The organism is Streptomyces sp. NPDC002574 (genome assembly GCF_042889545.1).
GTDB lineage: Bacteria > Actinomycetota > Actinomycetes > Streptomycetales > Streptomycetaceae > Actinacidiphila.
The window spans coordinates 326,973-352,782 of sequence record NZ_JBIARB010000007.1 but is presented as its reverse complement, the minus strand read 5'-3'; the positions used below and the strand labels follow the sequence as shown (position 1 = coordinate 352,782).

Genomic DNA, 25,810 nt, shown 5'->3' with positions numbered 1-25,810 from the left:
CGGGCGGGACCGGCCCGTCGGGCACGCCCACCGCGGTGGGCGTGCCCGACGGCGCTTCCGCGTGCGTCAGCGCACGTGGACCGTCACCGTGACGGTCTTGAGGACCGCGGGCAGCTTCGTGGTGTCGACCTTCAGGATCTCGCCGTTGTCGGTACGGCCCGTGGGCGGCAGCACCTTCTGGTGGACGGTCCACTTGCCGTCGGGGTCGACGGCGATGGTGTCGATGCCGAAGTCGTCGTCGTTGGCCAGGTACAGCGTCCGGCCGCCGTCGGTGGTGGCGACGCCCTCGACCTTGTCGTGCGCGAAGAACGCGCCGGTGGGGTCGAGCTGGCTGACCAGCATGCCGACGTTGACGTACGGCTGCTTCTGGGCGACGTTGACGCCGGCGCCGGTGAGCGCGGCGAGGGCCGCGTTGGTGCCGTTCGTGCCGACCAGCGCCTCGGGCGACTTGCCGCCGATCGTCAGGCCGCTGACGTCGGTCGCCCCGTTGATGTCGACCTGGTTAAGTGTCTTCTGGGCGAACGGCTCGAAGCTGCCGTCGCGCTCGTCGATGAGGAACTTCGTGCCGGACAGCGCGGTGATCTCGCTGTTGGCGGCGCCTGTGCTCGCCGGGTTGTCCAGCAGGTACAGGTACTGCTTGGTCCGGTAGGTGCGCAGGTCGACCGTGACGATGCGGGTCGGCGCGACGTTGGCGGCCTTGAGGCTGCCGAGGTCCGGCTGCTGGAGCGCGGACTGCATGACACCCACCAGGGTGGAGCCGTCCGGGGTGACGGTCAGGCCCTCCATGCCCTTGTTCTTCGCGCGGAAGGCGAGTTCGGCCGGCAGGTACCCGACGACCTTGTGGGCGGCGTTGTCCGGGCTGTTCCGGTACGGCGTCAGCCGGCCCAGCTCGTAGCCGTTCCTGTCGAAGTGCGTGAGGTACGGGCCGTACTCGTCCGAGACCCAGAACGAGCCGTCGGACAGCGCCACCAGGCCCTCGGAGTCGTAGCCGTAGGGGTCCCGCGCGATGGGCGTCGGCGTGCCGCCGTTGGCGTTCGTCGCGGCGACGTCGTCGATGACCTCGCTCGTGTCGTGCGGCGGGCGGCCGCTGTACTTCACGCCGCCGAGGCTCTTCGGCCCCTTGAGGGTGACCTGCTCGAGCAGCTCGGCCTTGCCGTCCACGAGCTTGAACTCGCCGATCTCCGGCGTGAAGTCCGGGACCATCTCGGATTTGTTGCCGTCGGGGGCGTCGGCGTTCGGGCCGCGGTCGGTGAGACCGTAGAAGTGGCCCGGCTTGCCCGGCACCGGGGCGAGCGAGGAGCCGAAGCCCTCACCGGAGAGCTCGGTGGTCGTACCGGCCGGCCCGGCGACATGGCCGAGCGGCGGCAGGGGGGCGCCGTTGGCCTGGGCGTCCTCGAACAGCTGCACCGCGTCGGTCGTGCTGTACGTGAAGGTGTCCGTGCCCGTGAAGCCGGAGTTCGGCGTGTACGTGAACGTGCCGTCCGCGTCGACCGCCACCTTGCCGTTGGCCGGGTCGGTGTGCCGTACGACCGCGGTCGCGCCGGAGTCGTTCCGCAGCACATCGCCCGTCACCCGGCCGTGGCCGGAGAAGGAGTCGGCGACCGCCCCGAAGTCGTGCGACGGGGCCCACAGCCAGCCACCGGAATGGGCCGCGGCCGTACCCGTGCCCGCCACGGCGATGGTGGCACCGATCGCGATGACGAGCCGGATGCGCTTGCGAGAGAAGCGTCTTGAAGTCATACCCCTGAACTTGACTGCCAGTGGTGAACTTTGAGGTGGTCCCGGGTGAACCATTGGTTCACAAAGCACTGGCGCTTCGAGCCCGCCCACCTTGCCGAGGTCGACGATCGGGTGGGGCGGCACACCGCGCCGCCCCACCCGTGGCGTGTTCCGGTCAGCGGACCGTTCGCGCGGCCTCTTCGATGACGCGGGTGACGGCGTCCGGGTGGGACACGGTCACGGCGTGGGAGGACCGGACCTTCTCGATGTGCGCATGGGCGCGCTCGGCCATCCAGACCTGGAGCTTCTGCGGGATGATCCGGTCGTTGGTGCCCACCAGGGCCCAGGACGGGATGGTCTTCCAAGCGGGCTCGCCGGAGGGCTCGTTGAGCGCGGTGCCGGTCCCGGGGCGCTGGGTGACCGCCATCAGGTCGGCGGTCGCCGCGGGGACGTCGGCGCCGAACGCCTGGCGGAACCTGGACTGGTCGATGTAGAGGTCGACGTCCTTGGATCCGTCGGGGTCGGTGATCGGGACGGGACGCAGCACCTTGCCGATGACGCTGTCCGGGGCCTTGTTCGCCAGGTCGTTGGCGCTCTCGCCCTTGTCGGGGAGGAAGGCGTCGGCGTACACCAGCGCCTTGACCTTGTCGGAGCCGGCGGCGGCGTTGCTGATCACCGCCCCGCCGTAGGAGTGCGCGGCGAGGACCACCGGCCCCTCGATGCTCGCCAGCAGGTTCTTCACGGAGGCCGCGTCGCCGCTCACGCTCCGCAACGGGTTGGCCGCGGCCACCACCGGGTAGCCGTCCTTCTTCAGCCTCTTGATGACCCCGTTCCAGCTGGAGGAGTCGGCGAACGCACCGTGGACGAGGACGACGGTCGGCTTGACGCGCTGCGGATGTGGGGCCTTGGCGGCGTTCGCCGAGCCGACCGACGTGGCGACCAGGCCGGCGGCGACCGCTGCCGTGGCGGTGAGGGCGAGCGGGGTGCGGGCACGCCGGTACAGCGAATGACGGGGCATGGGGGGTCCTTTCGAGGCCGAAATTCCAGCCATGTGCGGACAAATCGACACGGCTGTGGTTGCGGCGGGATGCTGCCGCAAGTCAGGGAGAGGTGGACCGCGGGCGGCAGGTGGGAACCGGCTGTGGCCGGGCATCGACGCGGCTCGGCGCGTCGAGCGGTTCGCCCACGGCTCATCGTGTCGGTGGGGCCGATGAGCGGGGCGGAAAGGGGGCAGCCCTGTTCTCCCGGGCGCCGGGTCCGGGCTCAGCTGCTGCGGAGGGCGGTGCGCAGCGTGTGAACGGCCAGCTCCACCGCGGCAGTTGCCGCCTGTGTGGGCCGAAGCGGGTTGAGCATCATGAAGTCGTGGAGGATGCCGTTGTAGCGGACGCTCGTGGTGGGGACGCCGGCCCGGGTCAGCTTGCGGGCGTAGGCCTCGCCCTCGTCGCGCAGCACGTCGTTCTCGTCCACGATGACGAGCGCGGGCGGCAGGCCCTCCAGCTCCTCCAGGCTCGCCCGCAGCGGCGAGGCGGTGATCTCGGCCCGCTGGGCGGGGTCGGTGGTGTAGCAGTCCCAGAACCAGGCCATGCCCTTCGCCGTGAGGAAGGGGCCGTCCGCGAACTCCCGGTAGCTGTCGGTGTCCTGGGCCGCGTCCGTGACCGGGTAGTACAGCGACTGGTGCACGAAGGACACGTCGCCGCGCTGCTTGGCCATGAGGGTCAGCGCGGCGGTCATGTTGCCGCCGACGGAGTCGCCGGCCACCGCCAGGCGTGAGGCGTCCAGGCCTTCCTCGGCGCCCTTCGCGGTGATCCATTGAGCGGTCGCGTACGCCTGCTCGATGGCGACCGGGTACGCGGCCTCCGGCGAGCGGTCGTACTCGACGAACACGACGGCGGCGTTCGCCCCGACCGCCAGCTCACGCACCAGACGGTCGTGGGTGCCCGCGTTGCCGAGCACCCAGCCGCCGCCGTGCATGTAGAGGACGACCGGCAGCGCGCCCTCACTGCCGACGGGCTTGACGACGCGTACCCGCACATCGCCCACCTCGGCGGGCACCGTGATCCACTGCTCCGTCACATCAGGCTTCGCCACCGGCGCCGCCTGCAGGTCGTCCAGGACCTTCCGGGCGCCCTCCGGACCGAGCTCGTGAAGGAACGGCGGGTTGGCCGTCGCGTCCGCGAGCTCCTGGGCCGGGGGCTCCAGAACGGGATGAGTCATCGATGCACTCCTTGGTTCGGCGGGCTCCTGCCTGCTTTCACACTTGTGACAAGAGCACGCGCCAACGTGTGACACGCACCGGGGCGAAACGGCCAGGAACCCGGTGAAAGGGATCTCGGATTGCCCTGTGACCTGGGGCTTCGCGATTTCCATGGAGTCCGCACGGTGGTCGGTGGGCGGGCGCCCGAGCCTCCGCGTCGTCGACGTCTCGTCGGCCGTGGTCCACCACCCGGTCGGGCATGCGTCGCACGGGCATGTCCCGTATCAACGGCCCTTCTGTGAAGGGAGGTTGGACGGTGGTCCGGCGGTGACAGTGCCACCACGCTCCAGTGATGGTTCACCTGCGTGGATCCATACAGCGCCAGCTGCCGAGGCCGACAGCGGATACCGCATCCCGGATACGGGACAGGCAGCGAAGGCGCACCAGTTCATCGTTCCCGGGGGGAATCGTCATGTCTGCTCGACGTATCGTTCTTGCGCTCAGCGACGTCAGTCACAACGACGTCGCCCGCGGCTGGCACCACGCCCACGCCCTCATCGCGTGAAGCCGGCCTCGCGGTCGGCGGCGGCGACCTCGCGGTGAAACCGTTGGTGGACCCAGTGGCGCTCGCCGAGGAGGTCCATCCGGCCCCATCGGCCCGAGACCGGACCGAGCCGAGTACGGCGCGGCAACGTGGCCACCAAGGACTGCGGCCTGGCGCCACCGGAGAGTTTGCTGCTCTCCAGCACGTAGACGGCGTCCCGGGTGACCGCGACGCAGCGGTACGTGATCCAGAACATCGTCAGCCCTGTGAGGTAGGTGACGAGGAAGAAGCCGAAGTTCGGCGCGGCTTGGCAGATGAACACCTGCCGGATCTCGCTTCCCTCCGGCAGGAAGGGCGCCGAACGCTCCACCAGGTCGGGTCGTGGGCTCACGTGATCGTCAGGGCGATGAGTCACCGGCCATTGGTACCACGGTCGTCGTCACACCCGTCCAGGTGCCCGAGGGGCAGACGCTTTCGGGCCGGATCGGTCGGAGGACGTGCGTGGCACCACCACCAGATCTAACCTCTCACGATCTCCCCGATGGCGGCCTTCATGTCCCGGGACCCCACCATGAGGCCGGCGATCTTTCCCACCGTCTCGGCCATCCACCGCGGCTCGCCAAGTTGTGCCGCCCGACCGCATTCGACGGTCTGCTCGAGGAGCGCCTCGGCCTGGCGAATCTCCGACGTGCGGTATTTCCTGGGCGGATGCGAGAAATGCGCGACCCAGTCCTCGTACGGTTTTCGCAACGTCGCCGCGAGACAGGCCTCTGCTCCTCCGTGACGGGAGGCTCCCGTGAGGGCCAGGGCGAGGTCCGTAAAGGCGGCGAGCGCCCTTGAGTTTCCCCGTCGGCCGGCTTGGGCCGAGAGGCGAAGGTCCATGAGTCGGGACCAGGGGACGATCTGGACCTCGGCCCCCTTGACCCGATGACTGAGGCCCTGTTGCTGGAACCTGAGGTGCTTGCCCTCGCGGGCGGTCGCGTCGCCGATGATCCACTCGCCTGCGATGTATTCCAGAGGACCCAGAACAAGAGCGGTCATCGGTCACCCGTCCACTGTCGATCACTACGTGACGTTGATGTGAGCCGTCGATGTCGGACGGTTCACACCGAGTTTGTACACGGGACTCCGGCCGCCGACCCTATGCTGCGGCGGTGATCCTGGGAATGGTCTTCTTCTTGGTGGTGGGGACGTGCTTGACCGTCGCCCACTGCGTCAAGCGGCGGTGGCGCATCGCGGCCCTGTATGCGCTGGGCCTGCTGTGCGCGGAGCTGGCGCTCGCGGCGCACGCGACCGGAGAGCTGTGGCTCACTGTTGCCGGGACGGTCGTGGGGCTTGTGGGTTTCGGCCTGCAGGTCGTCTGGTCGCGGCGTGGCGACGAGGGGGCCTCCCGCGCGAACCGCACGGAGTGAGGGGCGACAAGGGCCCGCAGGCGATCCGCAGCGTGCGGCAGTCGCACCCTGATCGGGCCCCACATCCACCGACGGCCTCCCGAGGTGGATCCACCACACACCGCCGCCTCGGCCGGCGGGACCGGACGTCGGGCCACGAGACGTTTCCTGCCACGTGGTGCAGCCAACGAGGAAGCCCCGGGCTGCTACGCCCGGGGCTTCCTCGTCGAGTAGGTGACGAGAATCGACCTCGCGCTCTGAGCTTGGGAAGCACCGGCCACAACGGGCGTGGGACGGGCGCTGACCTGGCATGAACGGCGGCCTGTGCTGCTTTGACGGAGCCCGCAGCAAACCCTGGCGGGCCGTGGTTCACCGTTCGATCGGACGCGCGTGGGGCGGGGGCAGGACTCTGCCCATTGGGGAGGGCGCGGCATTGCCGGCCGCTACGAGAAGTTGAAGCTGCTGTCTATCGGGCCGGGCTCCTCCCGGCACATCTCTTTCCGGAGCCGACCGGTGATGCGTCGATCAGGAACTCTCGACGAAGCGGACGGACCACGCGTAGCCGCTCAAGCAGTCGTGCGGGACGCGTCGGACTTCTCTGACCTGGCAACCGTCGTGGGCGTACTTGCGGGAGAACCGGTCGAGGCGTTGCTCCTCGGTGAGATCCTCCATGGACAGTGGTGCTCCGACGACGAGGTCTTCGTGGATGACCTCTTGCGCGCCACCATCCGAGCAGGAAGAGCAATGATGCGTTTTCGGTAGGGCCATGGGCTCAGTGTCCTCCTGACGCGGATGCCCGACGTACACACCACGCAATGACCGCACCGTGCCGTGCGCAGCCCGACGGCGGGGCGTTGGCTTCGGCGCGATCCGAACCCTCATCGGCGGCGCAAAACGACCCGAGTACGTGGGGTCGGCGGCTCGACGCAACGTCGCCGCTGTGGATGTCACGACAGAGGGCGGCAGGCTTCAGCAGCGGATACGCGTACTGGGGCCCTTCGTGAAGTCGTTCGGAATCAGGCCGCTGGAGTCCTCAGCCCAAGAGATTGCCGCAGTGTTCCCCTGCCGTGGAATGTTCGGTGCTTCCGGTGTGGGATTTCGCACCGGACAGGTCGGATCCAGGCTCGGGAACCACCGGCCGGGTCGGGGCCGCCCGGCAGACTTCCTGCTCGACCGTTGGTGCGGGCCTGCTCCGCTGTCCAGCGGTCGACCGTGACTGACCGCCCGTTCTGGGCACAGTTCTGGCACACGCACGGTGGGCCGCGGACCAAGGAACCGGTTTTTCCAGAGCCGCGTCCAACGGGCAGGAGAAGGGGGGTACGGCGTGATAGCTCAGAGCAGCGCCTGCCGCCGCCGTGTGGCGGCTGTTTCGGCCCGCTCGTGGCTCGTCGCGGTAGCGGCCACGTCCTTGCTGGGCGCCGGTTGCGGCATGTTGGGCGATCCGGTGAAGGAACGCTGGGCGTCCAGAACCGAGTTTTCGAGTTGTGGCGAAGTGAGTTTGGATCAGGGAGAAGAAATAAAGAGGAAGGCGGTGCGGGAGATCTCCTGCCTCCGGCAAGCCCTCAAGAGCGGCGAGAGCGCAGAGCTGAAGGTGGCTTATCTCACTACCGAGGGTGATCCGATGCGCGAGTACTACCGCTTGACGCCCCAACGCAGGCTTGAGCTGTACACCGACAGTACGGACGACCGCTACTCGGACCAGAAGTGGTCGTTCGCCGAGTGCTGCACGCCGGAATGGTTGGCTGAGATTTCCTGCGATCAGCGACCAGGTCAACTGCCAGACGCCGTCCCGACTGTCCAGGTGAGCGAACTGCCAACCGGATGAGTCCCATGTGCCGTGCGTGATGGAGGTATTGACCGTACCGCCGAGCGGCCAGCAGGATCAACAGTCTTGAAAACCGTCGTGGCAGCGATTCCCCGATTCCCCGCCTGATCGGGCACGCCAGGGACACGGACTCGGCCATGCTGCTCGTCTAGACGGCCAGGACCGCGGCGAGCAACGAAGCCGCCATTGCGGAGAAGAGCCGCGACTTCCTCCAGCCCGGTCCGGAAGCCTGCCGGGTCAGTTCCCAGATACCCACCAGTCCGCCACCGAGCCCCAACGCGTCCCGCAGCAGGAGAACGGCGGTGTGCACAGGGGGCCTCCAGTGGCTTCGAGCGGACGGGAAGGCTACCCCTTGCGGCGGTCGCGGGATTCGCCGGGGCCCCAGCTCGGAAGACTGAGGCTGCAAACCACTGAACTGGCTGTACGCCGACCTGGGAGAACGTCGGATGCTGCCTGTGTTTCCCCGTGGCTCCGCGCTCGACACGGTCGTGTCTGGCACGGCTGTGGTTTGGTTTTCGTCCCAAAACAGCCGGGAGACGCTACGCCGGCCGCCGGCCCTTTACGGCCCGCGGGGCTGTTCAGCGTGAACGCTTGGCTCTACGAGCCTGCCGACGCTTTCGATATTTGGGTCCGAGGTTGCCAGTGGCCATGGCAACCAGTGCGAAGCAGGCGGAGCTCATCCAACTCATGGGGTCATCATCGATGGTCCGGCTCATGAGCCAGAACAAGACGGTGGACACGAGCCACCACGCCGCGAACGGCCCGATCACAGGCCAGCTGGTCCACCACTTATGCACCTCCGGAGCCTACCCGCCACGCACGCACAGGCCGGCGGCGGGCGGTGTCCCGAGGCCCTCGTCAGTTCTTCTGGAATCGGTCTGCCGAGCTTGTCGCCTGCGACTTCTCGACGCGACGGGCCCTCGTCCTGCCCCACAGCCACAGCACTCCACCGAGCACGACGAGTGCCAAGGCCACACCGGCAAGGGTTGCCCTCGCTCCGATAGAGAGCCCGAGAAGTGTCGGCCCGCCATCCAAGGCGAAGCCACCACCCATCACGATGAAACCCCAGCCGAACACAGGCGATCTCGTATTCTCCGCGTTTCCTCGGCCGTTCAAAGCCAGCACGCCGAGGAGTACGAGCGCAGAGCCGGAGGCCAACATCAATGAGGCATACACGCGGGAACAGTACCGTGCGGACGGTGAAGGGACCTCGGTATGGAGTTCGGCACGGGGGCGTGGGCCCGCTGTGTACGCCTACTTCGTCCAGGGCCGGTTGTTCTGCATTGCGATCCATGCGGTCCGCGGACCTCAGGTGACGCTCTGGGGACGAGAGTTGGCAAGGTAGCCCGAGGCTGCTCGCCTGGGGGCTTTCTGGCGGAGCGGGTGACGACGGCTCGGAACCGCCCGGGCTACTCGTCGGCGGAAAAGGGCGCCCCCTTCCGGCGTTCGTCCTTCGGGCGGAAATGGCGGAAAGCCCGCTCCAAGGTCGGCTTTGCCGGAGAACTTCCGTTCTACGATCTGTGGCACACCGGCCACACGCTGGCGACGCAGTGGGGTGCCACGCTCAAGGACGCCGTGGTCCGCGCCGGCCAGTCCTCCGAGCGTGCTGGCGCTGATCTACCAGCACTCGACGCTGGAGCGGCAGAAGCAGAAGGAGGTCGCCGCCGCGCTCGACGTTCGTGTGCGGGCTGACCGCGCATCAATCGACGGGCACGACGACGGCTCATCGGGCACGCACCGGGCACGGGAGAGATGAAGAGGTCTGGACAGCAAAGAAGCCCCGGGCTGCTGGCCTGGGGCTTTCTGGTGGAGCGGGTGACGAGAATCGAACTCGCGCTCTGAGCTTGGGAAGCTCATGTTCTACCATTAAACTACACCCGCGTAAGACGCCCGTTGAGGCGGCTCATCGTCGGACACTGTACCCCATGGCCGGCCCCGGACGCATGCGTGCCGGGGCCGTCGTGTTGCCGTGGCGGGCCTGGTCGGGGGCCGGTCGGGGCCCGACCAGGCTCCGAGCGGCCCCCGGTCAGAGGTCGGACGGCGGCGTGGTGAAGGGGATGTGGAGGGGCGTCTCGCGGAGTGGCGGAGCGTGCGCCGCGGGGGCGATCGGGCGTACGGTGAGGGCCGGTTGGCCGGGCCGGGGTGGGCGGAGTGCCGTGCGGGGCAGGGGTGGGTTCATCCCCTAATGTGGCTTTCGTCGTTGAGGTACCGGGGAGAAGGGGAGCGATGGATCGCACCGTCGTTCGTTGTGCCGAAGGGCACGTATTCAGCACCGCCACGCTGCCGATGCAGAACCTGGGAGCCGGACGGCTGGGCCCGGGCCGGTTGATCAGGTGCCCGCAGTGCGCGCGCATGCGGAGTGTGGTGCCGGTGTCCGTGGCGGGCCCGGCCGAGGACGAGAAGTAAGCAGGCCGGACGGGACGCGGGGGCCCGTGGCCGATTCGGCCATGGGCCCCACCGCCGCGTAATCTGCTGGTGTGCTGCTCTCAGACAAGGACATCCGGGCCGAGATCGACAACGGACGGGTCAGGGTCGATCCGTTCGAGCCGACCATGGTGCAGCCGTCGAGCATCGACGTGCGGCTGGACCGTTTCTTCAGGGTGTTCGAGAACCACCGCTACCCGCACATCGATCCGGCCGTCGAGCAGCCGGACCTGACGCGGCTGGTGGAGCCGGAGGGGGACGACGCGTTCATCCTCCACCCCGGGGAGTTCGTGCTGGCGTCCACGTACGAGGTGATCTCGCTGCCGGACGACATCGCCTCCCGTCTGGAGGGCAAGTCCAGCCTCGGCCGGCTGGGGCTGCTGACGCACTCGACGGCGGGCTTCATCGACCCCGGCTTCTCGGGGCACGTGACCCTGGAGCTGTCGAACGTCGCGACGCTGCCGATCAAGCTCTGGCCCGGGATGAAGATCGGGCAGCTCTGCCTGTTCCGGCTGACGTCGGCGGCGGAGTTCCCGTACGGGTCGGACAAGCACGGATCGCGCTACCAGGGGCAGCGGGGGCCGACCCCCTCGCGGTCCTACCTCAACTTCCACCGGACGCAGGTGTGAGCGCATGACCGGGCCGGCGCGGGAGAACCTGACGTATGAGGCCTTCGGCGACGCCGTGCGCGAGATGGCGCAGGCGATCGCCGACGACGGCTTCGAGCCCGACATCGTGCTGTCGATCGCCCGCGGCGGCGTCTTCGTGGCCGGCGGCCTGGCCTACGCGCTGGACTGCAAGAACATCCACCTGGTCAACGTGGAGTTCTACACCGGGGTCGGCACCACGCTGGAGATGCCGGTGATGCTGGCGCCCGTGCCGAACGTGATCGACTTCTCCGACAAGAAGGTGCTGATCGCGGACGACGTCGCCGACACCGGCAAGACGCTGAAGCTCGTCCACGACTTCTGTGTCGACCACGTCGCCGAGGTGCGCAGCGCGGTGATCTACGAGAAGTCGCAGTCGCTCGTGAAGTGCGACTACGTGTGGCGGCGCACGGACGACTGGATCAACTTCCCGTGGAGCGTCCTGCCTCCGGTGCGCAAGCCGGGGGAGCAGGTCAAGCCGAACACCGAGGCGCTCTGACCCACGGCTCGTACGGGCAGCGGCCACGACTTGCCTCACCCAATAGGAGTATATGCTCATAATGGGAGTGGCAGGGGCCCGGACTGTCGCGCCTGCGGCGATACATCCCACGGATCAAGGAGAAATGTGCCATGAGCGATCTCGTCACCACGGTCATCGAGGCGCACGGCGGCCTGGAGCGCTGGAACCGGTACGGCTCGGTGACCGTGCACCACCGGGTCGGCGGGTCGCTGTGGACGCTGAAGGGGCAGGAGGGGGTGCTGAGCCATGTGGCCGTCCGGCTCGACCTGCGCCGGCAGCGTGCCGCCCATTACCCCTTCACCGCCCCCCATCTGCGGACGTCCTTCACCGCGCGGCGGGTGGCCGTGGAGACCGACGCCGGCGAGGTGGTGGCCGAGCGGACCGACCCGAGGGCGTCGTTCCCGAGCGACGTGCGGGCTCCCTGGGACGATCTGCACGTCGCGTACTTCGCCGGAGAGGCGATGTGGACGTATCTGACGTCCCCATTCACCTTCGCCTCCCCCGGCTTCGAGGCCGTGGAACTGTCCCCGGTCACGGAGGAGGGGGAGACCTGGAGGCGGCTGCAGGTCACCTTCCCCGAGCACATCGCGACGCACTGCCCCCAGCAGGTCTTCTCCTTCGACGCGAACGGGCTGCTGCGCAGGCACGACTACACGCCCGAGGTCATCAACGCCGGGCCGGCCGCGCACTATCCGTCCGCGTACCGGGAGTTCGACGGGATCATGGTCCCGACCCGGCGGCGCGTGTACCGGCGCGGCGCGGACGGAACGGTGGACCGGGACGTCGAACTCGTTACCATCGACGTGGAGAGTGTCCTGTTCATCTGACCTGACCCCTCCGGGCGTACCAGCATGTGGGGCATGCGCCCGGATGACTGGCACCTCACAGCAGACGTCGACGACTTTCTCGCCCGGGCCGGGGACTTCCTGCGCTCGCGGCCCGGCCTGCACACCATGACCCTGACAACGACCGAGAAACTGCGCACGCGCGGGGCGGAGGGGTACGGCCCCGGGGCCCACGTGTTCGGGCTGCTGGAGCGGGCGGGCGAGGTCGGCGCCGCCTTCCACGGGGTCCCGTCCCGCGGCCTGAGCGTCACATGCCTCACTCCCGGGCAGGCCGACACCCTCGCCGCCCGTCTGGTCTCCCTCGGGCACTCCCCTACCCACGTCAGCGCGGACCGTGACAGCGCCACCGCCTTCGCCGAGGCCTGGCAGCGGCACACCGGCGCGGCGGCGACGCTCCGCAACCGCCTCCTTCTGTACCGTCTCGGCACGCTCACCGCCCCGGAGCCGGTCCCGGCGGGCCGGGGCAGGCTCGTGGGCGAGCGGGACAGTGAACAACTCATGGGCTGGTGCCGCGCGTTCGCCGCGGATGTCGGGGAGGCCGTCACCATTGACGCCGTTTCCTGGGCCGGCACGCGTTTCGCCGAGAAGCGCTACACGTTCTGGGAGACCCCGGACGGCACGCCCGTCTCCATGGCGGGCGCGAACCCGCTGGTCGGCGGCCAGATCCGGGTGGACCCCGTCTACACCCCGGCCCCGCTGCGCGGTCGCGGATACGCGGGCGCCGTGACGGTCGAGGTGAGCCGGGCCGCGCTGGCCGCGGGCGCCCAGGAGGTCGTGCTGTTCACGAACCCGGCCAACGCCACCAGCAACGCGCTCTACCGGCGTATCGGGTACGTCCCGCTCACCGAATGGGCCGTGTACGACTTCGCGCGCGCCGCCTGAAAAGCACGGACGGGCGGCCACCCCGCGAGGTGTGCCGCCCGTACGGACGGGTAGTGCGTACCGCTCCTGCCGGGTCAGATCACCGGCAGTTTGAAGAGCACCAGCAGCGCGATCAGCTGGATGGAGGCCGCGCCCAGCGCCTTCGGCCAGGGCAGGTCGTGGGACTTGCTCACCATGGACGTCAGGAGCGCGGCGCAGCCGATCCAGGTGGCCCAGCCCAGGACCTGGACGAACATGTTGGCGCTGCCGAGGAAGATCGCGAAGACCAGACGCGGTGCGTCGGTGATCGACGTGATCAGCATCGCGAGGCCGATGGTGGGCGCCCAGGCGCCGTCGCCGCCGAGCTGGCGGGCGAGGGCGTTGGTGACGGCGCCGAGCATCAGGCCGCTGAGGATGACGGCGACGGCGGTGCTCAGCACCCAGGGGATGCTGTTGGAGAGCGTGGCGTCGATCACGTCCTCGCGGGCGCTGTCGAAGCCGAAGACGGCGAGCAGCCCGTAGAGGAAGGTGATGGTGAGCGCGGGCGCCCACACCTGGTAGTCGCGCATCTGCCAGAAGGTGGCCGCCGGGCGCATCACGATCCCGCTGAGCAGCTGCTTCCAGGGCAGCCGCGGGCCGGCCGGGGGCGCCGTGGTCCGGCCGGCGCGGTAGGTGGAGACGTTGTCGGGGTGCTGCGTCCCCTCGGGGTCGTAGGCGTCCGGGCCGTCGCCGATGGAGAAGGCGCGGGTGTGCCCGGGGTTGTTGTCGTACGAGCTGTGCTGCGCCGGCGTGCCGAAGTACTCGGGCTCGCCGTCGGCGGCCTGCGAGAACCCGTACTGGGGCGGCTGCTGGCCGCCCGGCCGCGTGTTCTGCTGAGGGTGTCCGCCGTACTGCTGATGCGGGTGCTGCACGTCCCCGTCCCGTCCGCGTCCGTTGTCGAATCCAGCCACGTCTTCGAACGTACCCGTTCCAGCGGGTGAAGAGCGGGGCCCTCCGCCCGCGGACGGGCTTTGCGGCCAAGCTGTGACAGTGGGCGGACGGGCCGCCGGAACTGGTCGCGGGCACGGGTTTTTTCGCGGGCGGGGGTGTGACGCCTTAGCGTTCGGGGGCAATGTGATCCGAAGGGACGGGAACCGCCGATGGCCATCAGGGTTGTACCGAACGCAGCACGCCCGCGCGTGCGTCATGCCGCCCGCGTCGCGGCCGGGGCGGCCGCCGCCGGGCTGCTGACCCTCTCGCTGTCGGCCTGCGGCCTGCTGACGACCGATTCACAGGGTTCCCCGGGTTCCTCCGGCTCCTCCGGTGCGTCGGGGTCCTCGGCCTCGCCGGCGGCCGGCTCCGTTCCGGGGGTGCCGACCGCGACCGATCCCAAGGTGCTGGCCGGGCTGCCGGCCCGCATGGAGGCCGACGGCACGACGATCACCGTCGGCGACCCGGCGGCGCCGAAGACCGTGCACGTCTACGAGGACCCGCGCTGCCCCATCTGCCAGGCCTTCGAGAAGGCGGCCGCACCGCAGTTGGCGGCGCTCGCGGCGGACGGCCGGATCCGGCTGCAGTACACGCTGGCCTCGTTCCTGGACGACAAACTGGGCGGTGAGGGCTCCAAGAGGGCCGCGAACGCCCTGCGCGCCTCCGTCGAGGCCGGCACGGGCGCCTTCGCGACGTACCACGAGACGCTCTACGCCCATCAGCCCGCGGAGACCGAGGACGGCTTCACCGACGCGTACCTGCTGAAGCTCGCGTCCGACGTCAAGGGGCTGCGCGGCAGCGCCTTCGACCAGGCCGTGGCCAAGCGGTCCTACGGGGACTTCGTCGGCGCCTCCGAGGAGGCGTTCATCAAGAGCGGTGCCACGGGCACCCCTTACGTGCAGATCGACGGCCGGGCGGTGTCCCAGGACGACCTGCAGAAGCTGTTCGACCCTGCGTCCTTCGCCCTCCTGCTGCGGCAGGCCGGGATCGGCGCCTGACGGGACCGGGCGGCGACCCGCACAACGCCGGTGGGCGCGTACGGACTTCCGTACGCGCCCACCGGCGTTGTGACGTGGGGGAGGGGCCCGGCTACTTCGCGGGCTCGGGCTCCGGCTCCACGGCCGACTCCTGCGCGCCGTCCGGGTCGAGCGGGACCCTGACGGAGTCCAGCAGCAGCTGGGCGACGTCGACGACCTGCAGCGACTCCTTGGCCTTGCCCTCGTTCTTCCGGCCGTTGACGGAGTCCGACAGCATCACCAGGCAGAACGGGCAGGCGGTGGAGACGATGTCCGGGTTGAGGGACAGCGCCTCGTCCACGCGCTCGTTGTTGATGCGCTTGCCGATCCGCTCCTCCATCCACATGCGGGCACCGCCGGCGCCGCAGCAGAAGCCGCGCTCCTTGTGGCGGTGCATCTCCTCGTTCCGCAGGCCCGGCACCTTGGCGATGATCTCGCGCGGCGGTGTGTAGACCTTGTTGTGGCGGCCCAGGTAGCAGGGGTCGTGGTAGGTGATGATGCCCTCGACCGGGGTGACGGGGACGAGCTTGCCCTCGTCGACCAGGTGCTGCAGCAGCTGGGTGTGGTGGATGACCTCGTACTCGCCGCCGAGCTGCGGGTACTCGTTCGCCAGGGTGTTGAAGCAGTGCGGGCAGGTGGCGACGATCTTCTTCTTCGAGGCGGGGAGCTTGGTGCTCTCGTCCTCGTCGTCCTCGCCGAAGGCCATGTTCAGCATCGCGACGTTCTCGGCGCCGAGTTGCTGGAAGAGGAACTCGTTGCCCAGGCGGCGGGCGGAGTCGCCGGTGCAGTTCTCCTCGCCGCCCATGATCGCGAACTTCACGCCCGCGATGTTCAGCAGTTCGGCGAAGGCCTTGGTGGTCTTCTTGGCGCGGTCCTCCAGGGAGCCGGCGCAGCCGACCCAGTAGAGGTACTCCACCTCGGTGAGGTCCTCGATGTCCTCGCCCACGACGGGGACCTCGAAGTCGACCTCCTTGACCCACGCCAGGCGCTGCTTCTTGGGCAGGCCCCAGGGGTTGCCCTTCTTCTCCAGGTTCTTGAGCATCGTGCCCGCCTCGGACGGGAACGAGGACTCGATCATGACCTGGTAGCGACGCATGTCGACGATGTGGTCGATGTGCTCGATGTCCACCGGGCACTGCTCGACGCAGGCGCCGCAGGTGGTGCAGGACCACAGGACGTCGGGGTCGATGACGCCGTTCTCCTCGGCGGTGCCGATCAGCGGGCGCTCGGCCTCGGCCAGGGCCGCCGCGGGGACGTCCTTGAGCTGCTCCTCGGAGGCCTTCTCCTCGCCCTCCATGGTCTTGCCGCCGCCGGCCAGCAGGTACGGGGCCTTGGCGTGCGCGTGGTCGCGCAGCGACATGATCAGCAGCTTGGGGGAGAGCGGCTTGCCGGTGTTCCAGGCGGGGCACTGCGACTGGCAGCGGCCGCACTCGGTGCAGGTCGAGAAGTCGAGGATGCCCTTCCAGGAGAACTGCTCCACCTGGCTGACGCCGAAGACGTCGTCCTCGCCCGGGTCCTCGAAGTCGATCGGCTTGCCGCCGGAGGTCATCGGCAGCAGGGCGCCGAGCGCGACGTCGCCGTCGGCGTTGCGCTTGAACCAGATGTTGGGGAAGGCCAGGAAGCGGTGCCAGGCGACGCCCATGTCGGTCTTGAGGCCGACCGTGATCATCCAGATGAAGGAGGTGCCGATCTTGATCATCGCGGTCAGGTAGACCAGGTTCTGCAGCGTGCCGACGCTCAGCCCCCTGAAGGCCGTGACCAGCGGGTACGAGGCGAAGTAGGCGGCCTCGTAGCCGTGCACGCCCGCCAGGGCGCCCTCCAGGCCGCGCAGCGTCATGATCGCGAGGCCGATGATGAGGATGACGGCCTCGACGAAGTACGCCTGGCCGAGGTTGGAGCCGGAGAAGCGCGACTTGCGGCCGGGCCGGTCGGGCAGCGACAGCTGGCGGATGACGATCAGGGTGAGGATGCCGAGCGTGGTCATCAGGCCGATGAACTCGACGAAGACCTCGTAGGGCAGCCAGTGGCCGATGATCGGCAGTGCCCAGTCGGCCTGGAAGAGCTGCCCGAAGGCGTTCACCAGGGTGAGGACGAGGGAGAAGAAGCCGACGGCGACGAACCAGTGGGCGACGCCGACCACGCCCCAGCGGTTCATTCGGGTGTGCCCCAGGAACTCCCGCGCCACCGTGATGGTGCGCGCGCGCCAGTCGTCGGTGCGCGTGCCCGCGGGTACGTCCTGGCCGAGTCGTACGAACCGGTAGATCTGGGCGATGGCTCGGCTGAACAGCGCCACGCCGACCACGGCGAGTACCAGCGACACGATGATCGCGGCGAGTTGCATTTCAGGGCTCCTCGGGCCTGCGAGAGCGGAGGCGCGGGCCGACTGCCCGGCTGACTACTAAGCAGTAACTTATTCGTTTCTCCTGAGGGTACCCAGTATCGGCGCACGTGCGCAGCCGCGCCGCCGGTGATCTGCGTCGCTGAGGGCCGCCTTGCCTGGGCCGGGACGGGGGCGAAACGGCTCGTGAACGCGCTGCGCAGGCGGCCATGCGCGCAGCGTCCGCTCCAAAGTTGAGTGGCTTCGACTCAGGTCTGTTGACACCGGGAAAACCGTCCGGCACTCTTGAGTCAGTTCCACTCAAGTAGGCAGTTGGAGGGTTTCACCATGGCACGTGCGGTCGGCATCGACCTGGGCACGACTAACTCCGTCGTCAGCGTTCTCGAAGGCGGCGAGCCCACCGTCATCACCAACGCCGAGGGTGCCAGGACCACGCCGTCCGTCGTCGCCTTCGCGAAGAACGGTGAGGTTCTCGTCGGCGAGGTCGCCAAGCGCCAGGCAGTCACCAACGTCGACAGGACGGTCCGGTCGGTCAAGCGCCACATGGGCACCGACTGGCGGATCAACCTGGACGGCAAGGACTTCAACCCGCAGCAGATGAGCGCCTTCATCCTGCAGAAGCTGAAGCGTGACGCCGAGGCCTACCTGGGCGAGAAGGTGACCGACGCGGTCATCACCGTCCCGGCGTACTTCAACGACTCCGAGCGCCAGGCCACCAAGGAGGCCGGCGAGATCGCGGGCCTCAACGTCCTGCGCATCGTCAACGAGCCCACGGCCGCCGCCCTGGCGTACGGCCTGGACAAGGACGACCAGACCATCCTCGTCTTCGACCTCGGTGGCGGCACCTTCGACGTCTCGCTGCTGGAGATCGGCGACGGCGTCGTCGAGGTGAAGGCCACCAACGGCGACAACCACCTCGGTGGTGACGACTGGGACCAGCGCATCGTCGACTACCTGGTGAAGCAGTTCGCCTCCGGTCACGGCGTGGACCTGTCCAAGGACAAGATGGCGCTGCAGCGTCTGCGCGAGGCCGCCGAGAAGGCGAAGATCGAGCTGTCCTCGTCCACCGAGACCTCGATCAACCTGCCCTACATCACCGCGTCGGCCGAGGGCCCGCTGCACCTGGACGAGCGCCTCACCCGCGCCCAGTTCCAGCAGCTGTCCGCGGACCTGCTCGAGCGCTGCAAGATCCCGTTCCACAACGTCATCAAGGACGCGGGCATCCAGCTCTCCGAGATCGACCACGTCGTCCTCGTCGGTGGCTCCACCCGCATGCCCGCCGTCGCCGAGCTCGTCAAGGAGCTGACCGGCGGTCAGGACGCCAACAAGGGCGTGAACCCGGACGAGGTCGTGGCCATCGGCGCCGCGCTCCAGGCCGGTGTGCTCAAGGGCGAGGTCAAGGACGTCCTGCTGCTCGACGTCACCCCGCTGTCCCTCGGTATCGAGACCAAGGGCGGCATCATGACCAAGCTGATCGAGCGCAACACCACGATCCCGACCAAGCGCTCCGAGATCTTCACCACGGCCGAGGACAACCAGCCGTCGGTCCAGATCCAGGTCTACCAGGGCGAGCGCGAGATCGCGGCGTACAACAAGAAGCTCGGCATGTTCGAGCTGACGGGCCTGCCGCCGGCGCCGCGCGGCATCCCGCAGATCGAGGTCGCCTTCGACATCGACGCCAACGGCATCATGCACGTCTCCGCCAAGGACCTCGGTACCGGCAAGGAGCAGCGCATGACCGTCACCGGTGGCTCCGCGCTGCCGAAGGACGACATCGACCGCATGATGCGCGAGGCCGAGCAGTACGCGGAGGAGGACCACAAGCGCCGCGAGTCCGCCGAGACCCGCAACCAGGCCGAGCAGCTGGTCTACCAGACCGAGAAGTTCCTCAAGGACAACGAGGACAAGGTCCCCGCCGACGTCAAGACGGAGGTCGAGGCGGCCGTCGCGGACCTCAAGGAGAAGCTGAAGGGCGAGGACTCCGCCGCCATCCGCGAGGCCACCGAGAAGGTCGCCGCCACCTCCCAGAAGCTGGGCCAGGCGCTCTACGCCAACGCCCAGGCCGAGGGCGGCGCGGCCGGTGCCGCGGGCGGTGCCCAGCCCCAGGCCGACGACGACGTCGTCGACGCCGAGATCGTCGACGAGGACAAGAAGGACGGTGCCGCGTGACGGAGGAGACCCCGGGCTTCGAGCAGGAGCCTGACGTCCCCTCTGCCGAGGCCGGTTCCGCGTCGTCCGCGGATTCCGCGGGTGACACGGCACCGGGTGCCGGGTCCGCCGAGCAGGCGGCCCCGGCGTCCCCGGCCGGGGACGCGAACGCCACGGTCGCTCTGCAGGCGCAGCTGGACCAGGTGCGCACGGCGCTCGGTGAGCGCACGGCGGACCTGCAGCGGCTCCAGGCGGAGTACCAGAACTACCGCCGCCGGGTGGAGCGGGACCGCGTCGCCGTCCGCGAGATCGCGGTCGCCAATCTGCTCACCGAGCTGCTCCCGGTGCTCGACGACATCGGTCGTGCCCGGGACCACAAGGAACTGGTCGGCGGCTTCAAGTCGGTCGGCGAGTCCGTGGAGACGGTCGCCGCCAAGCTGGGTCTCCAGCAGTTCGGCAAGGAGGGCGAGCCCTTCGACCCGCTGGTGCACGAGGCCCTGATGCACAGCTACTCGCCGGACGTCACACAGACGACCTGCGTGCAGATCCTGCAGCCCGGGTATCGCATCGGGGAGCGCACCATCCGCCCCGCGCGGGTGGCGGTCGCCGAGCCCCAGCCGGGGACGCAGGGCACGCAGGGCAACGCCGACTCGGCGGACGAGGAGAACGGTGGCCCGGAGCAGGGCTGACGTGAGTCACGCAAGGGCACGGAAGGAGGGACGCCGGGGATGAGCATCAGCAGGGATTTGTTCGAGAAGGATCTCTACAAGGTCCTCGGCGTCCCGAAGGACGCCACCGAGGCGGAGATCAAGAAGGCGTACCGGAAGCTCGCCCGCGAGTTCCACCCGGACGCCAACAAGGGCGACGCCAAGGCCGAGGAGCGCTTCAAGGAGATCTCCGAGGCCAATGACGTGCTGTCCGACCCCAAGCGCCGCAAGGAGTACGACGAGGGCCGCGCCCTCTTCGGCAACGGCGGCTTCCGCGGCGGCCCGGCCGGCGCGGGCGGGTTCGGGTTCGACCTCGGTGACCTCTTCGGCGGCGGCACCGCCGGCGGTGCCGGCACGCCCCAGGGCGGCGGCTTCGGCGGCGGTCTCGGGGATGTGTTCGGCGGTCTGTTCAACCGGGGCGGTACGACGACCCGTACCCAGCCCCGGCGCGGCCAGGACGTCGAGACCGAGGTGACGCTGAAGTTCACCGAGGCGGTGGACGGCGCCACGGTCCCGCTGAAGATGACCAGCCAGGCCCCCTGCAAGGCCTGTTCGGGCACCGGCGACAAGAACGGCACGCCCCGGGTGTGCCCGACCTGCGTCGGCACCGGCCAGGTGTCGCGCGGCGGCGGTGGCGGGTTCTCGCTCACCGACCCCTGCGTGGACTGCAAGGGCCGCGGCCTGATCGCGCAGGACCCCTGCGAGGTCTGCAACGGCAGCGGCCGGGCCCGCTCGGCGCGCACCATGCAGGTGCGCATCCCGGCCGGCGTCACCGACGGGCAGCGCATCCGGCTGCGCGGCAAGGGCGCCCCCGGCGAGCGCGGCGGCCCGGGCGGCGACCTGTACGTGACCGTGCACGTCGACGCCCACCCGGTCTTCGGCCGCAAGGGCGACAACCTCACCGTCGTCGTGCCGGTCTCCTTCACGGAGGCGGCCCTCGGCGGCGAGATCAAGGTCCCGACGCTGGGCGGCCCCCCGGTCACCCTGAAGCTGCCCCCGGGCACGCCCAACGGGCGTACGCTGCGGGCGCGTGGCAAGGGTGCCGTCCGCAAGGACGGCTCGCACGGCGATCTGCTGGTCACCGTCGAGGTCGCCGTTCCGGCGGCCACCGAGGGCAAGGCGCTGGACGCCCTGGAGGCGTACCGGGAGGCGACCGCGGACATCGATCCGCGGGCAGAGCTGTTCAAGGCCGCGAAGGGAGTCTGAACCGATGAGCATGGGCGGCGGCATGCGAGGCGGACGGGGGCGCAACCCGTACGAGCTGACGGACGAGTCCCCCGTCTACGTCATCTCGGTGGCGGCCCAGCTCTCCGGCCTGCACCCTCAGACCCTCCGGCAGTACGACCGGCTCGGCCTGGTCTCGCCCGACCGCACGGCCGGGCGGGGCCGCCGCTACTCGGCCCGTGACATCGAGCTGCTGCGCGAGGTGCAGCGCCTGTCGCAGGACGAGGGCATCAACCTCGCGGGCATCAAGCGCATCATCGAACTGGAGAACCAGGTCGCGGCCCTGCAGTCCCGGGTGGCCGAACTGGCCGCGGCCGTCGAGGGCGCCGCGGCGGCCATGCAGCAGCGCGAAGCGGCCGTCCACGCCTCCTACCGGCGGGACCTGGTGCCGTACCAGGACGTGCAGCAGACCTCGGCGCTGGTCGTGTGGCGGCCGGCGAAGCGGCCCGAGTAGCCGTTCCCCGCTACGCCAGCAGGTCGGCGGGTCCCTGCGACACGCGGTGCAGATGGCGCCCCGAGGCGATCATGGCGTGCAGCAGGCGATGGCCCTCCGCCGCGGGCACGAGTCCCTCGGCGCAGGCGTCCCGCATCAGGTCGAAGGTCTCCTTGGTGGTGATGCCGCGCCGGCGCGTGAAGTTGCGGGCGGAGCGGTCGTCGGTGATCCAGACGGAGCCGCGGAACTCCCGCCGGCGGGTGATCAGTACGCAGGTCTCGGCCTCGCCGAGATGCCGGGTCGGCGCGTGCGCCGGGCCGCCGAAGACCGCGCGGCGCAGCCGGTCGACCTCCCGCAGTTCGTCCCTCTCGGTGATCTCCACGGGCTCGCCCAGCCAGCCGGCCTCGGCCAGCCCCGCCAGCCGCGGCAGGAACCGCGCGGAGCGGGCCGCCTCGTAGGCGACGGCCTGGGTCCAGCGACCGCGGCCGTCCAGCACCTTCTCCAGCAGGAGCATCCGGTCCACGGCGGCGAAGTTGCACAGGACGGTGTTGTCCGGGAACCACCAGGCGGTCATGGCTGGAAGACCAGGTCCCCTTCTTCGGCGTCCTGTTGATCGGCGCCGTTGCCGGTGCTGTTTCCGGGTGCGGATCCGGGGGCCAGCAGGTCGTGCAGCCGTTCCACGTCGGTGTCCAGCAGCGCGGCCAGCGGGCGCAGCGTCGTCTCGCCCGCCAGATAGGCCTTGTACAACTCCGAGGCCAGGCGCGGCGGAAAGCGTTCCGCCGATGCCCGCGCCGCCTGCCGCTGGTACTCGTCACCGGCGCCCGCCAGCAGATGGCAGGACTCGGTGGTCAGGCCGCGCAGGTGCTTGCGGCGTACGGCGTCGATGAGGCCGAGCTGGTGCAGCCGCGCGGCGAGGGCGCTCGGCGACACCCGGAAGCGGACGACCAGCCGCTCGAAGGCGGTGTCCGTCAGCTCCCCCTCCGCGGCGGCGGCCTCCGTCAACTCCCGGGCGGGCATGAGCAGATGGGAGGCGAAGACATTGGCCCGCACCTCGGCCAGGTCCTTCTGCCGGCCGGGGGCGACGTGCGACTCCACGACGACGCTGCGGGCGTCCTTGGCGAGGATGTGGCAGAGCTCGTGGGCCAGGGTGAAGCGCTGCCGTGTCCACAGGTCGGTGGGCGCGACGAGGACGAGGCGGAAGGTGTCGGTCTGCCACGCGAGTCCGTCCACAGCCTGGGGAAGACCGGTGATGGCCACGTCGACCCCGAAGTGCTCCTCGACCGCGGCGATCAGCTCGTCGGTCTCCAGCTCCGCCGCCGGCAGCCGCTCCCGCGCCTGCTCCGCCAGCCGCTCGCCCTGCGCCGCGTACCGCTCGAGGGCGGGGTCCGGCTCCGGGACGGCGGGCAACTCCCCTGCCCGGTCGAGTAGTTCCAGCACCTCGTAGGCGGTCGCGAAGCGCGCCGTGACCTCCTGCGTGCCGGCCGGGTCGGGGGCGCTGTCGCTGCGCGTGCGGGCCGCGAGGGCGGGGCGCAGCGGTTCGTTGCCGGTCAGCAGCCAGTCCACGGTCGTGCCGCCGGCCTCGGCGATGAGCGCCAGGTCGAGCGAGGTGAAGCGGCGCACCCCGCTGAGCGACTTCGACAGCTTGTCCGGGGTCAGCCCGACCGACCGGGCGAAGGCGCCCTTGGTCATCGCGGCCGCGTCCATCACGGTGCGTACACGTTCGATGACATGCGGGTCCATGGAAACAGCGTAGGCGGGCCTTGCGATTATCGCAAGGCCCGCCTTTCTGTCATGGGGCCAGGATCGCGGAGGCCCCGCCCGGCGCGGACTCCGTGCCGTCCGCGTCCACGGCGGTCACCCAGTAGTAGTGGGTGGTGCCGCGGGGCGCGGTGGTGTCCGTCCAGGCCGTGCCCGTCACCGGGTCCGGCGTCAGGCTCTCGTACCGGCCGGCGGCACGGTCCCAGCGGTAGACGCGGTAACCGGCGGCGCCTGCCACCTCGTTCCAGCCCAGCCGCACGCCGCTGACCACGTCCTCGGCGGTCAGCTCTACGGGCGATCCCTCGGGGGTTGCGACGGACGGGGTCAGGTCGAGTTCGGTGAACTCCACCACGGAGACCTCGCGCTCGGACGTGAAGAGGGAGTTGCCCCAGGTGTCCTCGGCGTCGACGAAGTAGCAACCCCGCTCGCCGTCGGGCAGCCGCTCGGCGAGGTACTCCGTGGCGTCCGGAGCCAGCCACTCGACTGCGTGGCCGAGGCACGTCCGCTGCTCGTCGTCCTCGTACAGCTCACCGCGGTAGACCGTGTAACGGGCCAGATCCGACTCGGTGTTGGGGTCCCAGTGCAGGCGCACCCCGTACTCCGTCGGCTCGACGGTCAGCCCGGAGACCAGGGCCGGGGGGACCTCGTCGCCGGGAACGGTGTAGGTGACGTCGTTCGAGGGTGCCGAAGTGAGGCCGTCGGCGCTCTGGGTGACGACGTAGTGGTAGGTCACGCCGCGCCGCAGGGACGCGTTGTTGTCGGTGCAGCTGTACCGGGCCGGGTCCGCGCCGAGGTTGCCCTCGTGATCGACCGTGCAGGTGACGCGGGTCGCGGTGGCCGGGTCCACCGGCGAGGTGGTCGAACGGTAGACCGTGTACGTCCCGACGTCCTGAGCCGCCGGGAGGCTCCACGTCAGCGTGACGCCGAGCAGGTTCACGAGGGGGGTCGCCGCCAGGTCGCGGGGCGCGACCGGCCGGATCACCAGCGGCGCCGCGCCGGCGGTGGTGGACCTGCCCGAGGAGTTGCCGGCGGCGTCCACCGCGGTGACGGCGTAGACGTACGTCGTCCTGGAGGCGGCCGTGCTGTCCGTGTACGACGCGCCCGGCGGGGTGCCGAGCGGAGTCCACGGGCCGGTCGCCGAGGTCGCGCGGTACACCTGGTACTTCACCGCGTCCGCGATGGCGTTCCAGGTCAGCGCGTAGCCCCTGCCGTCGGCGGTGGCCACGACCTTCAGGCCGGTCGGCGTGGCCGGGGCCTGCTCGTCGATCGAGGTGACCGTGACCGCGGCCGACAGCGCGGAGGCGTTGCCCGCCTTGTCGACGGACGTGATCGCGTAGGAGTAGCGGGCGCCGTTGGACGGCGGCAGGTCCCGGTAGGACGTCGAGGTCACCGTCGGCGCGCCGCTGACCCGGACCCAGCTGCCCGAGCCCACGCGGCGGTAGACGCGGTACCCCGCGAGGTCCATCTCCGCGCCCCTGGTCCACGCGAGCGTGAACGCGTGGCCGGTGGCCGGGGCCTTCAGCCCGGTCGGCGTCAGCGGCCTGGTCTTGTCGACCGAGGCCGTCGTGCGCGGGGCGTAGGTGAACTTGACGTTCGCGGTGCCCTTGCAGGCCGCGTAGTCGACGCGCAGGGTGTGCCTGCCCTTGGGGACCGTGAGGTTGAGGGTCCTGTTCTGGGTGGTGCTCACGTCCTTCCACAGATCGATCCTGCGGGCGCCGTCGACGTACACCCGGATGCCGTCGCGGGTCGAGGCGGTGAAGGCGAACGGCCCACCGGAGCCGAAGTCGCGGGTGAGGCTCCAGCGGACGCCGAAGTTGTCCTTGGGCAGCGTGACCCCCGCGGGGTCCCCGGTGCCGTAGTTCTCGTTGATCGAGGCGTCGCAGACGGTCCTCTTCGGAGCGCCCTTGAACGTGGTGTTGGGGTAGTAGGTGGCCGTCCACTCACCGGTCTTGCAGGTGATGGTGGCGTGGGCGGTACCGGCGGGCAGTGTGGCGAGGCCCGCGGACGCCGTGGCGAGGACGAGTGCGGTGGCGGTCGTCCGTATGTACGTGGTCAAAGATCCCTCCCTGAGGAGTAAAATCCTGACACCCCCGAACGCCTGTGCCCAGAGGTCACGCCCGCCCGTGATCATGCCGTGTCCTGCGACCCCGGTTCGCGCCGACTCCGCGCGGTGGCCCCGCCCGTACACGCACGGCGCCGTAGGTGTGACGCCGAAGGGGTGGCGGGAGCGGGCGGGGGAGGCCTGTG

The 25,810-nt window shown here is 69.7% G+C and carries 25 protein-coding genes, 1 tRNA gene and 1 pseudogene; 13 read left to right on the top strand and 14 right to left on the bottom strand.

What is annotated here, in order from left to right; translation table 11 throughout:
* Positions 1-66 precede the first annotated feature (66 nt).
* The 5 genes from ACFYXS_RS19105 to ACFYXS_RS19085 all read right to left on the bottom strand — a co-directional run bounded on the left by ACFYXS_RS19105 (position 67) and on the right by ACFYXS_RS19085 (position 5,498).
* Entirely contained in the window at positions 67-1,740 is a 1,674-nt protein-coding gene (locus ACFYXS_RS19105) for an esterase-like activity of phytase family protein (protein ID WP_389249480.1), read from the bottom strand.
* A gap of 154 nt (positions 1,741-1,894) precedes the next feature.
* Positions 1,895-2,737: an alpha/beta fold hydrolase gene (locus ACFYXS_RS19100; protein ID WP_389249478.1), complete on the bottom strand. Its 843-nt coding sequence runs from the start codon at positions 2,735-2,737 to the stop codon at positions 1,895-1,897.
* Positions 2,738-2,982: 245 nt separating this feature from the next.
* On the bottom strand, positions 2,983-3,933 hold the full coding sequence (locus ACFYXS_RS19095) for an alpha/beta hydrolase (RefSeq protein ID WP_389249476.1): 951 nt from the start codon (positions 3,931-3,933) through the stop codon (positions 2,983-2,985).
* A 534-nt stretch (positions 3,934-4,467) separates the two neighbouring features.
* Positions 4,468-4,848, bottom strand: coding sequence for a hypothetical protein (locus ACFYXS_RS19090; RefSeq protein ID WP_389249474.1), 381 nt, complete (start codon positions 4,846-4,848; stop codon positions 4,468-4,470).
* Between the two features lie 128 nt (positions 4,849-4,976).
* The gene (locus tag ACFYXS_RS19085) at positions 4,977-5,498 is read right to left on the bottom strand and encodes a hypothetical protein (RefSeq protein ID WP_389249472.1); all 522 of its coding nucleotides are present in this window, start codon (positions 5,496-5,498) and stop codon (positions 4,977-4,979) included.
* Positions 5,499-5,611: 113 nt separating this feature from the next.
* On the opposite strand from ACFYXS_RS19085, the gene ACFYXS_RS19080 reads away from it, so the two are divergent.
* Positions 5,612-5,869 carry a hypothetical protein gene (locus ACFYXS_RS19080; RefSeq protein ID WP_389249470.1) on the top strand — a complete coding sequence of 86 codons (258 nt, stop codon included), beginning with the start codon at positions 5,612-5,614 and terminating at the stop codon, positions 5,867-5,869.
* A 504-nt stretch (positions 5,870-6,373) separates the two neighbouring features.
* On the opposite strand, the gene ACFYXS_RS19075 is transcribed toward ACFYXS_RS19080, so the two are convergent.
* The gene (locus ACFYXS_RS19075) at positions 6,374-6,520 is read right to left on the bottom strand and encodes a hypothetical protein (RefSeq protein WP_389249468.1); all 147 of its coding nucleotides are present in this window, start codon (positions 6,518-6,520) and stop codon (positions 6,374-6,376) included.
* A gap of 652 nt (positions 6,521-7,172) precedes the next feature.
* Between ACFYXS_RS19075 and ACFYXS_RS19070 the strand changes: the two genes are divergently transcribed.
* A complete protein-coding gene (locus ACFYXS_RS19070; RefSeq protein WP_389249466.1) occupies positions 7,173-7,673 on the top strand; it encodes a hypothetical protein in 501 nt (166 codons plus the stop codon).
* Between the two features lie 148 nt (positions 7,674-7,821).
* Here the strand turns inward: ACFYXS_RS19070 and ACFYXS_RS19065 are convergent, their stop codons facing one another.
* Positions 7,822-7,983 (bottom strand): hypothetical protein, encoded by a 162-nt coding sequence (locus tag ACFYXS_RS19065; protein ID WP_389249464.1) that lies wholly within the window; start codon positions 7,981-7,983, stop codon positions 7,822-7,824.
* Between the two features lie 548 nt (positions 7,984-8,531).
* Positions 8,532-8,849: a hypothetical protein gene (locus ACFYXS_RS19060; RefSeq protein WP_389249462.1), complete on the bottom strand. Its 318-nt coding sequence runs from the start codon at positions 8,847-8,849 to the stop codon at positions 8,532-8,534.
* A 246-nt stretch (positions 8,850-9,095) separates the two neighbouring features.
* Here ACFYXS_RS19060 and ACFYXS_RS19055 point away from each other — a divergent pair.
* Positions 9,096-9,429, top strand: a pseudogene (locus ACFYXS_RS19055) (site-specific integrase); the annotation flags it as partial.
* Positions 9,430-9,480: 51 nt separating this feature from the next.
* Here ACFYXS_RS19055 and ACFYXS_RS19050 read toward each other — a convergent pair.
* Positions 9,481-9,554, bottom strand: a tRNA-Gly gene (locus ACFYXS_RS19050).
* 345 nt (positions 9,555-9,899) lie between these two features.
* Between ACFYXS_RS19050 and ACFYXS_RS19045 the strand changes: the two genes are divergently transcribed.
* From ACFYXS_RS19045 to ACFYXS_RS19025, 5 genes are all read left to right on the top strand, one after another.
* Positions 9,900-10,079 (top strand): hypothetical protein, encoded by a 180-nt coding sequence (locus tag ACFYXS_RS19045; RefSeq protein WP_389249460.1) that lies wholly within the window; start codon positions 9,900-9,902, stop codon positions 10,077-10,079.
* A gap of 71 nt (positions 10,080-10,150) precedes the next feature.
* Positions 10,151-10,726 carry a dCTP deaminase gene (gene dcd, locus ACFYXS_RS19040; RefSeq protein ID WP_389249458.1) on the top strand — a complete coding sequence of 192 codons (576 nt, stop codon included), beginning with the start codon at positions 10,151-10,153 and terminating at the stop codon, positions 10,724-10,726.
* 4 nt (positions 10,727-10,730) lie between these two features.
* Positions 10,731-11,243 carry a phosphoribosyltransferase gene (locus ACFYXS_RS19035; RefSeq protein WP_389249456.1) on the top strand — a complete coding sequence of 171 codons (513 nt, stop codon included), beginning with the start codon at positions 10,731-10,733 and terminating at the stop codon, positions 11,241-11,243.
* A 131-nt stretch (positions 11,244-11,374) separates the two neighbouring features.
* Positions 11,375-12,091: a hypothetical protein gene (locus tag ACFYXS_RS19030; protein WP_389249454.1), complete on the top strand. Its 717-nt coding sequence runs from the start codon at positions 11,375-11,377 to the stop codon at positions 12,089-12,091.
* 33 nt (positions 12,092-12,124) lie between these two features.
* On the top strand, positions 12,125-12,991 hold the full coding sequence (locus tag ACFYXS_RS19025) for a GNAT family N-acetyltransferase (RefSeq protein ID WP_389249452.1): 867 nt from the start codon (positions 12,125-12,127) through the stop codon (positions 12,989-12,991).
* A gap of 74 nt (positions 12,992-13,065) precedes the next feature.
* Here the strand turns inward: ACFYXS_RS19025 and ACFYXS_RS19020 are convergent, their stop codons facing one another.
* Positions 13,066-13,920, bottom strand: a complete 855-nt coding sequence (locus ACFYXS_RS19020) for a Yip1 family protein (RefSeq protein WP_389249450.1) — start codon at positions 13,918-13,920, stop codon at positions 13,066-13,068.
* A gap of 228 nt (positions 13,921-14,148) precedes the next feature.
* On the opposite strand from ACFYXS_RS19020, the gene ACFYXS_RS19015 reads away from it, so the two are divergent.
* Positions 14,149-14,937 (top strand): thioredoxin domain-containing protein, encoded by a 789-nt coding sequence (locus ACFYXS_RS19015; RefSeq protein ID WP_389249448.1) that lies wholly within the window; start codon positions 14,149-14,151, stop codon positions 14,935-14,937.
* A 91-nt stretch (positions 14,938-15,028) separates the two neighbouring features.
* Here the strand turns inward: ACFYXS_RS19015 and ACFYXS_RS19010 are convergent, their stop codons facing one another.
* Positions 15,029-17,296 (bottom strand): (Fe-S)-binding protein, encoded by a 2,268-nt coding sequence (locus ACFYXS_RS19010; RefSeq protein ID WP_389249446.1) that lies wholly within the window; start codon positions 17,294-17,296, stop codon positions 15,029-15,031.
* A gap of 324 nt (positions 17,297-17,620) precedes the next feature.
* Here ACFYXS_RS19010 and dnaK point away from each other — a divergent pair, with 324 nt between their 5' ends.
* The 4 genes from dnaK to ACFYXS_RS18990 are packed head-to-tail and all read left to right on the top strand — an operon-like array spanning position 17,621 to position 21,826.
* Entirely contained in the window at positions 17,621-19,462 is a 1,842-nt protein-coding gene (gene dnaK / locus ACFYXS_RS19005; RefSeq protein WP_389249444.1) for a molecular chaperone DnaK, read from the top strand.
* Positions 19,459-20,130, top strand: a complete 672-nt coding sequence (gene grpE / locus ACFYXS_RS19000) for a nucleotide exchange factor GrpE (protein WP_389249442.1) — start codon at positions 19,459-19,461, stop codon at positions 20,128-20,130. The genes dnaK and grpE overlap by 4 nt, the downstream gene beginning before the upstream one ends.
* A gap of 39 nt (positions 20,131-20,169) precedes the next feature.
* Entirely contained in the window at positions 20,170-21,354 is a 1,185-nt protein-coding gene (dnaJ, locus tag ACFYXS_RS18995; protein WP_389249440.1) for a molecular chaperone DnaJ, read from the top strand.
* A 4-nt stretch (positions 21,355-21,358) separates the two neighbouring features.
* Positions 21,359-21,826, top strand: coding sequence for a heat shock protein transcriptional repressor HspR (locus tag ACFYXS_RS18990; RefSeq protein WP_360900298.1), 468 nt, complete (start codon positions 21,359-21,361; stop codon positions 21,824-21,826).
* A gap of 10 nt (positions 21,827-21,836) precedes the next feature.
* Here the strand turns inward: ACFYXS_RS18990 and ACFYXS_RS18985 are convergent, their stop codons facing one another.
* Genes ACFYXS_RS18985 through ACFYXS_RS18975 form a run of 3 tightly spaced genes read right to left on the bottom strand, consistent with a single transcriptional unit; the run spans position 21,837 to position 25,619 of the window.
* A complete protein-coding gene (locus ACFYXS_RS18985) occupies positions 21,837-22,379 on the bottom strand; it encodes a hypothetical protein (protein ID WP_389249437.1) in 543 nt (180 codons plus the stop codon).
* Positions 22,376-23,545, bottom strand: a complete 1,170-nt coding sequence (locus ACFYXS_RS18980; RefSeq protein WP_389249435.1) for a helix-turn-helix domain-containing protein — start codon at positions 23,543-23,545, stop codon at positions 22,376-22,378. The genes ACFYXS_RS18985 and ACFYXS_RS18980 overlap by 4 nt, the downstream gene beginning before the upstream one ends.
* Positions 23,546-23,594: 49 nt before the next feature.
* Positions 23,595-25,619 (bottom strand): PA14 domain-containing protein, encoded by a 2,025-nt coding sequence (locus ACFYXS_RS18975; protein ID WP_389249433.1) that lies wholly within the window; start codon positions 25,617-25,619, stop codon positions 23,595-23,597.
* Positions 25,620-25,810 lie beyond the last annotated feature (191 nt).

Bases quoted from the DNA above. Each gene is read 5' to 3' on its own strand.
- ACFYXS_RS18980 (WP_389249435.1), bottom strand. From the start codon at position 23,545: ATGGACCCGCATGTCATCGAACGTGTACGCACCGTGATGGACGCGGCC.
- ACFYXS_RS19100 (WP_389249478.1), bottom strand. From the start codon at position 2,737: ATGCCCCGTCATTCGCTGTACCGGCGTGCCCGCACCCCGCTCGCCCTC.
- ACFYXS_RS19030 (WP_389249454.1), top strand. From the start codon at position 11,375: ATGAGCGATCTCGTCACCACGGTCATCGAGGCGCACGGCGGCCTGGAG.
- ACFYXS_RS19075 (WP_389249468.1), bottom strand. From the start codon at position 6,520: ATGGAGGATCTCACCGAGGAGCAACGCCTCGACCGGTTCTCCCGCAAG.
- ACFYXS_RS19085 (WP_389249472.1), bottom strand. From the start codon at position 5,498: ATGACCGCTCTTGTTCTGGGTCCTCTGGAATACATCGCAGGCGAGTGG.
- ACFYXS_RS18990 (WP_360900298.1), top strand. From the start codon at position 21,359: ATGAGCATGGGCGGCGGCATGCGAGGCGGACGGGGGCGCAACCCGTAC.
- ACFYXS_RS19025 (WP_389249452.1), top strand. From the start codon at position 12,125: ATGCGCCCGGATGACTGGCACCTCACAGCAGACGTCGACGACTTTCTC.
- ACFYXS_RS19105 (WP_389249480.1), bottom strand. From the start codon at position 1,740: ATGACTTCAAGACGCTTCTCTCGCAAGCGCATCCGGCTCGTCATCGCG.
- ACFYXS_RS19035 (WP_389249456.1), top strand. From the start codon at position 10,731: ATGACCGGGCCGGCGCGGGAGAACCTGACGTATGAGGCCTTCGGCGAC.
- dnaK (WP_389249444.1), top strand. From the start codon at position 17,621: ATGGCACGTGCGGTCGGCATCGACCTGGGCACGACTAACTCCGTCGTC.
- ACFYXS_RS19045 (WP_389249460.1), top strand. From the start codon at position 9,900: ATGGATCGCACCGTCGTTCGTTGTGCCGAAGGGCACGTATTCAGCACC.
- ACFYXS_RS19095 (WP_389249476.1), bottom strand. From the start codon at position 3,933: ATGACTCATCCCGTTCTGGAGCCCCCGGCCCAGGAGCTCGCGGACGCG.
- ACFYXS_RS18985 (WP_389249437.1), bottom strand. From the start codon at position 22,379: ATGACCGCCTGGTGGTTCCCGGACAACACCGTCCTGTGCAACTTCGCC.
- dnaJ (WP_389249440.1), top strand. From the start codon at position 20,170: ATGAGCATCAGCAGGGATTTGTTCGAGAAGGATCTCTACAAGGTCCTC.
- ACFYXS_RS19010 (WP_389249446.1), bottom strand. From the start codon at position 17,296: ATGCAACTCGCCGCGATCATCGTGTCGCTGGTACTCGCCGTGGTCGGC.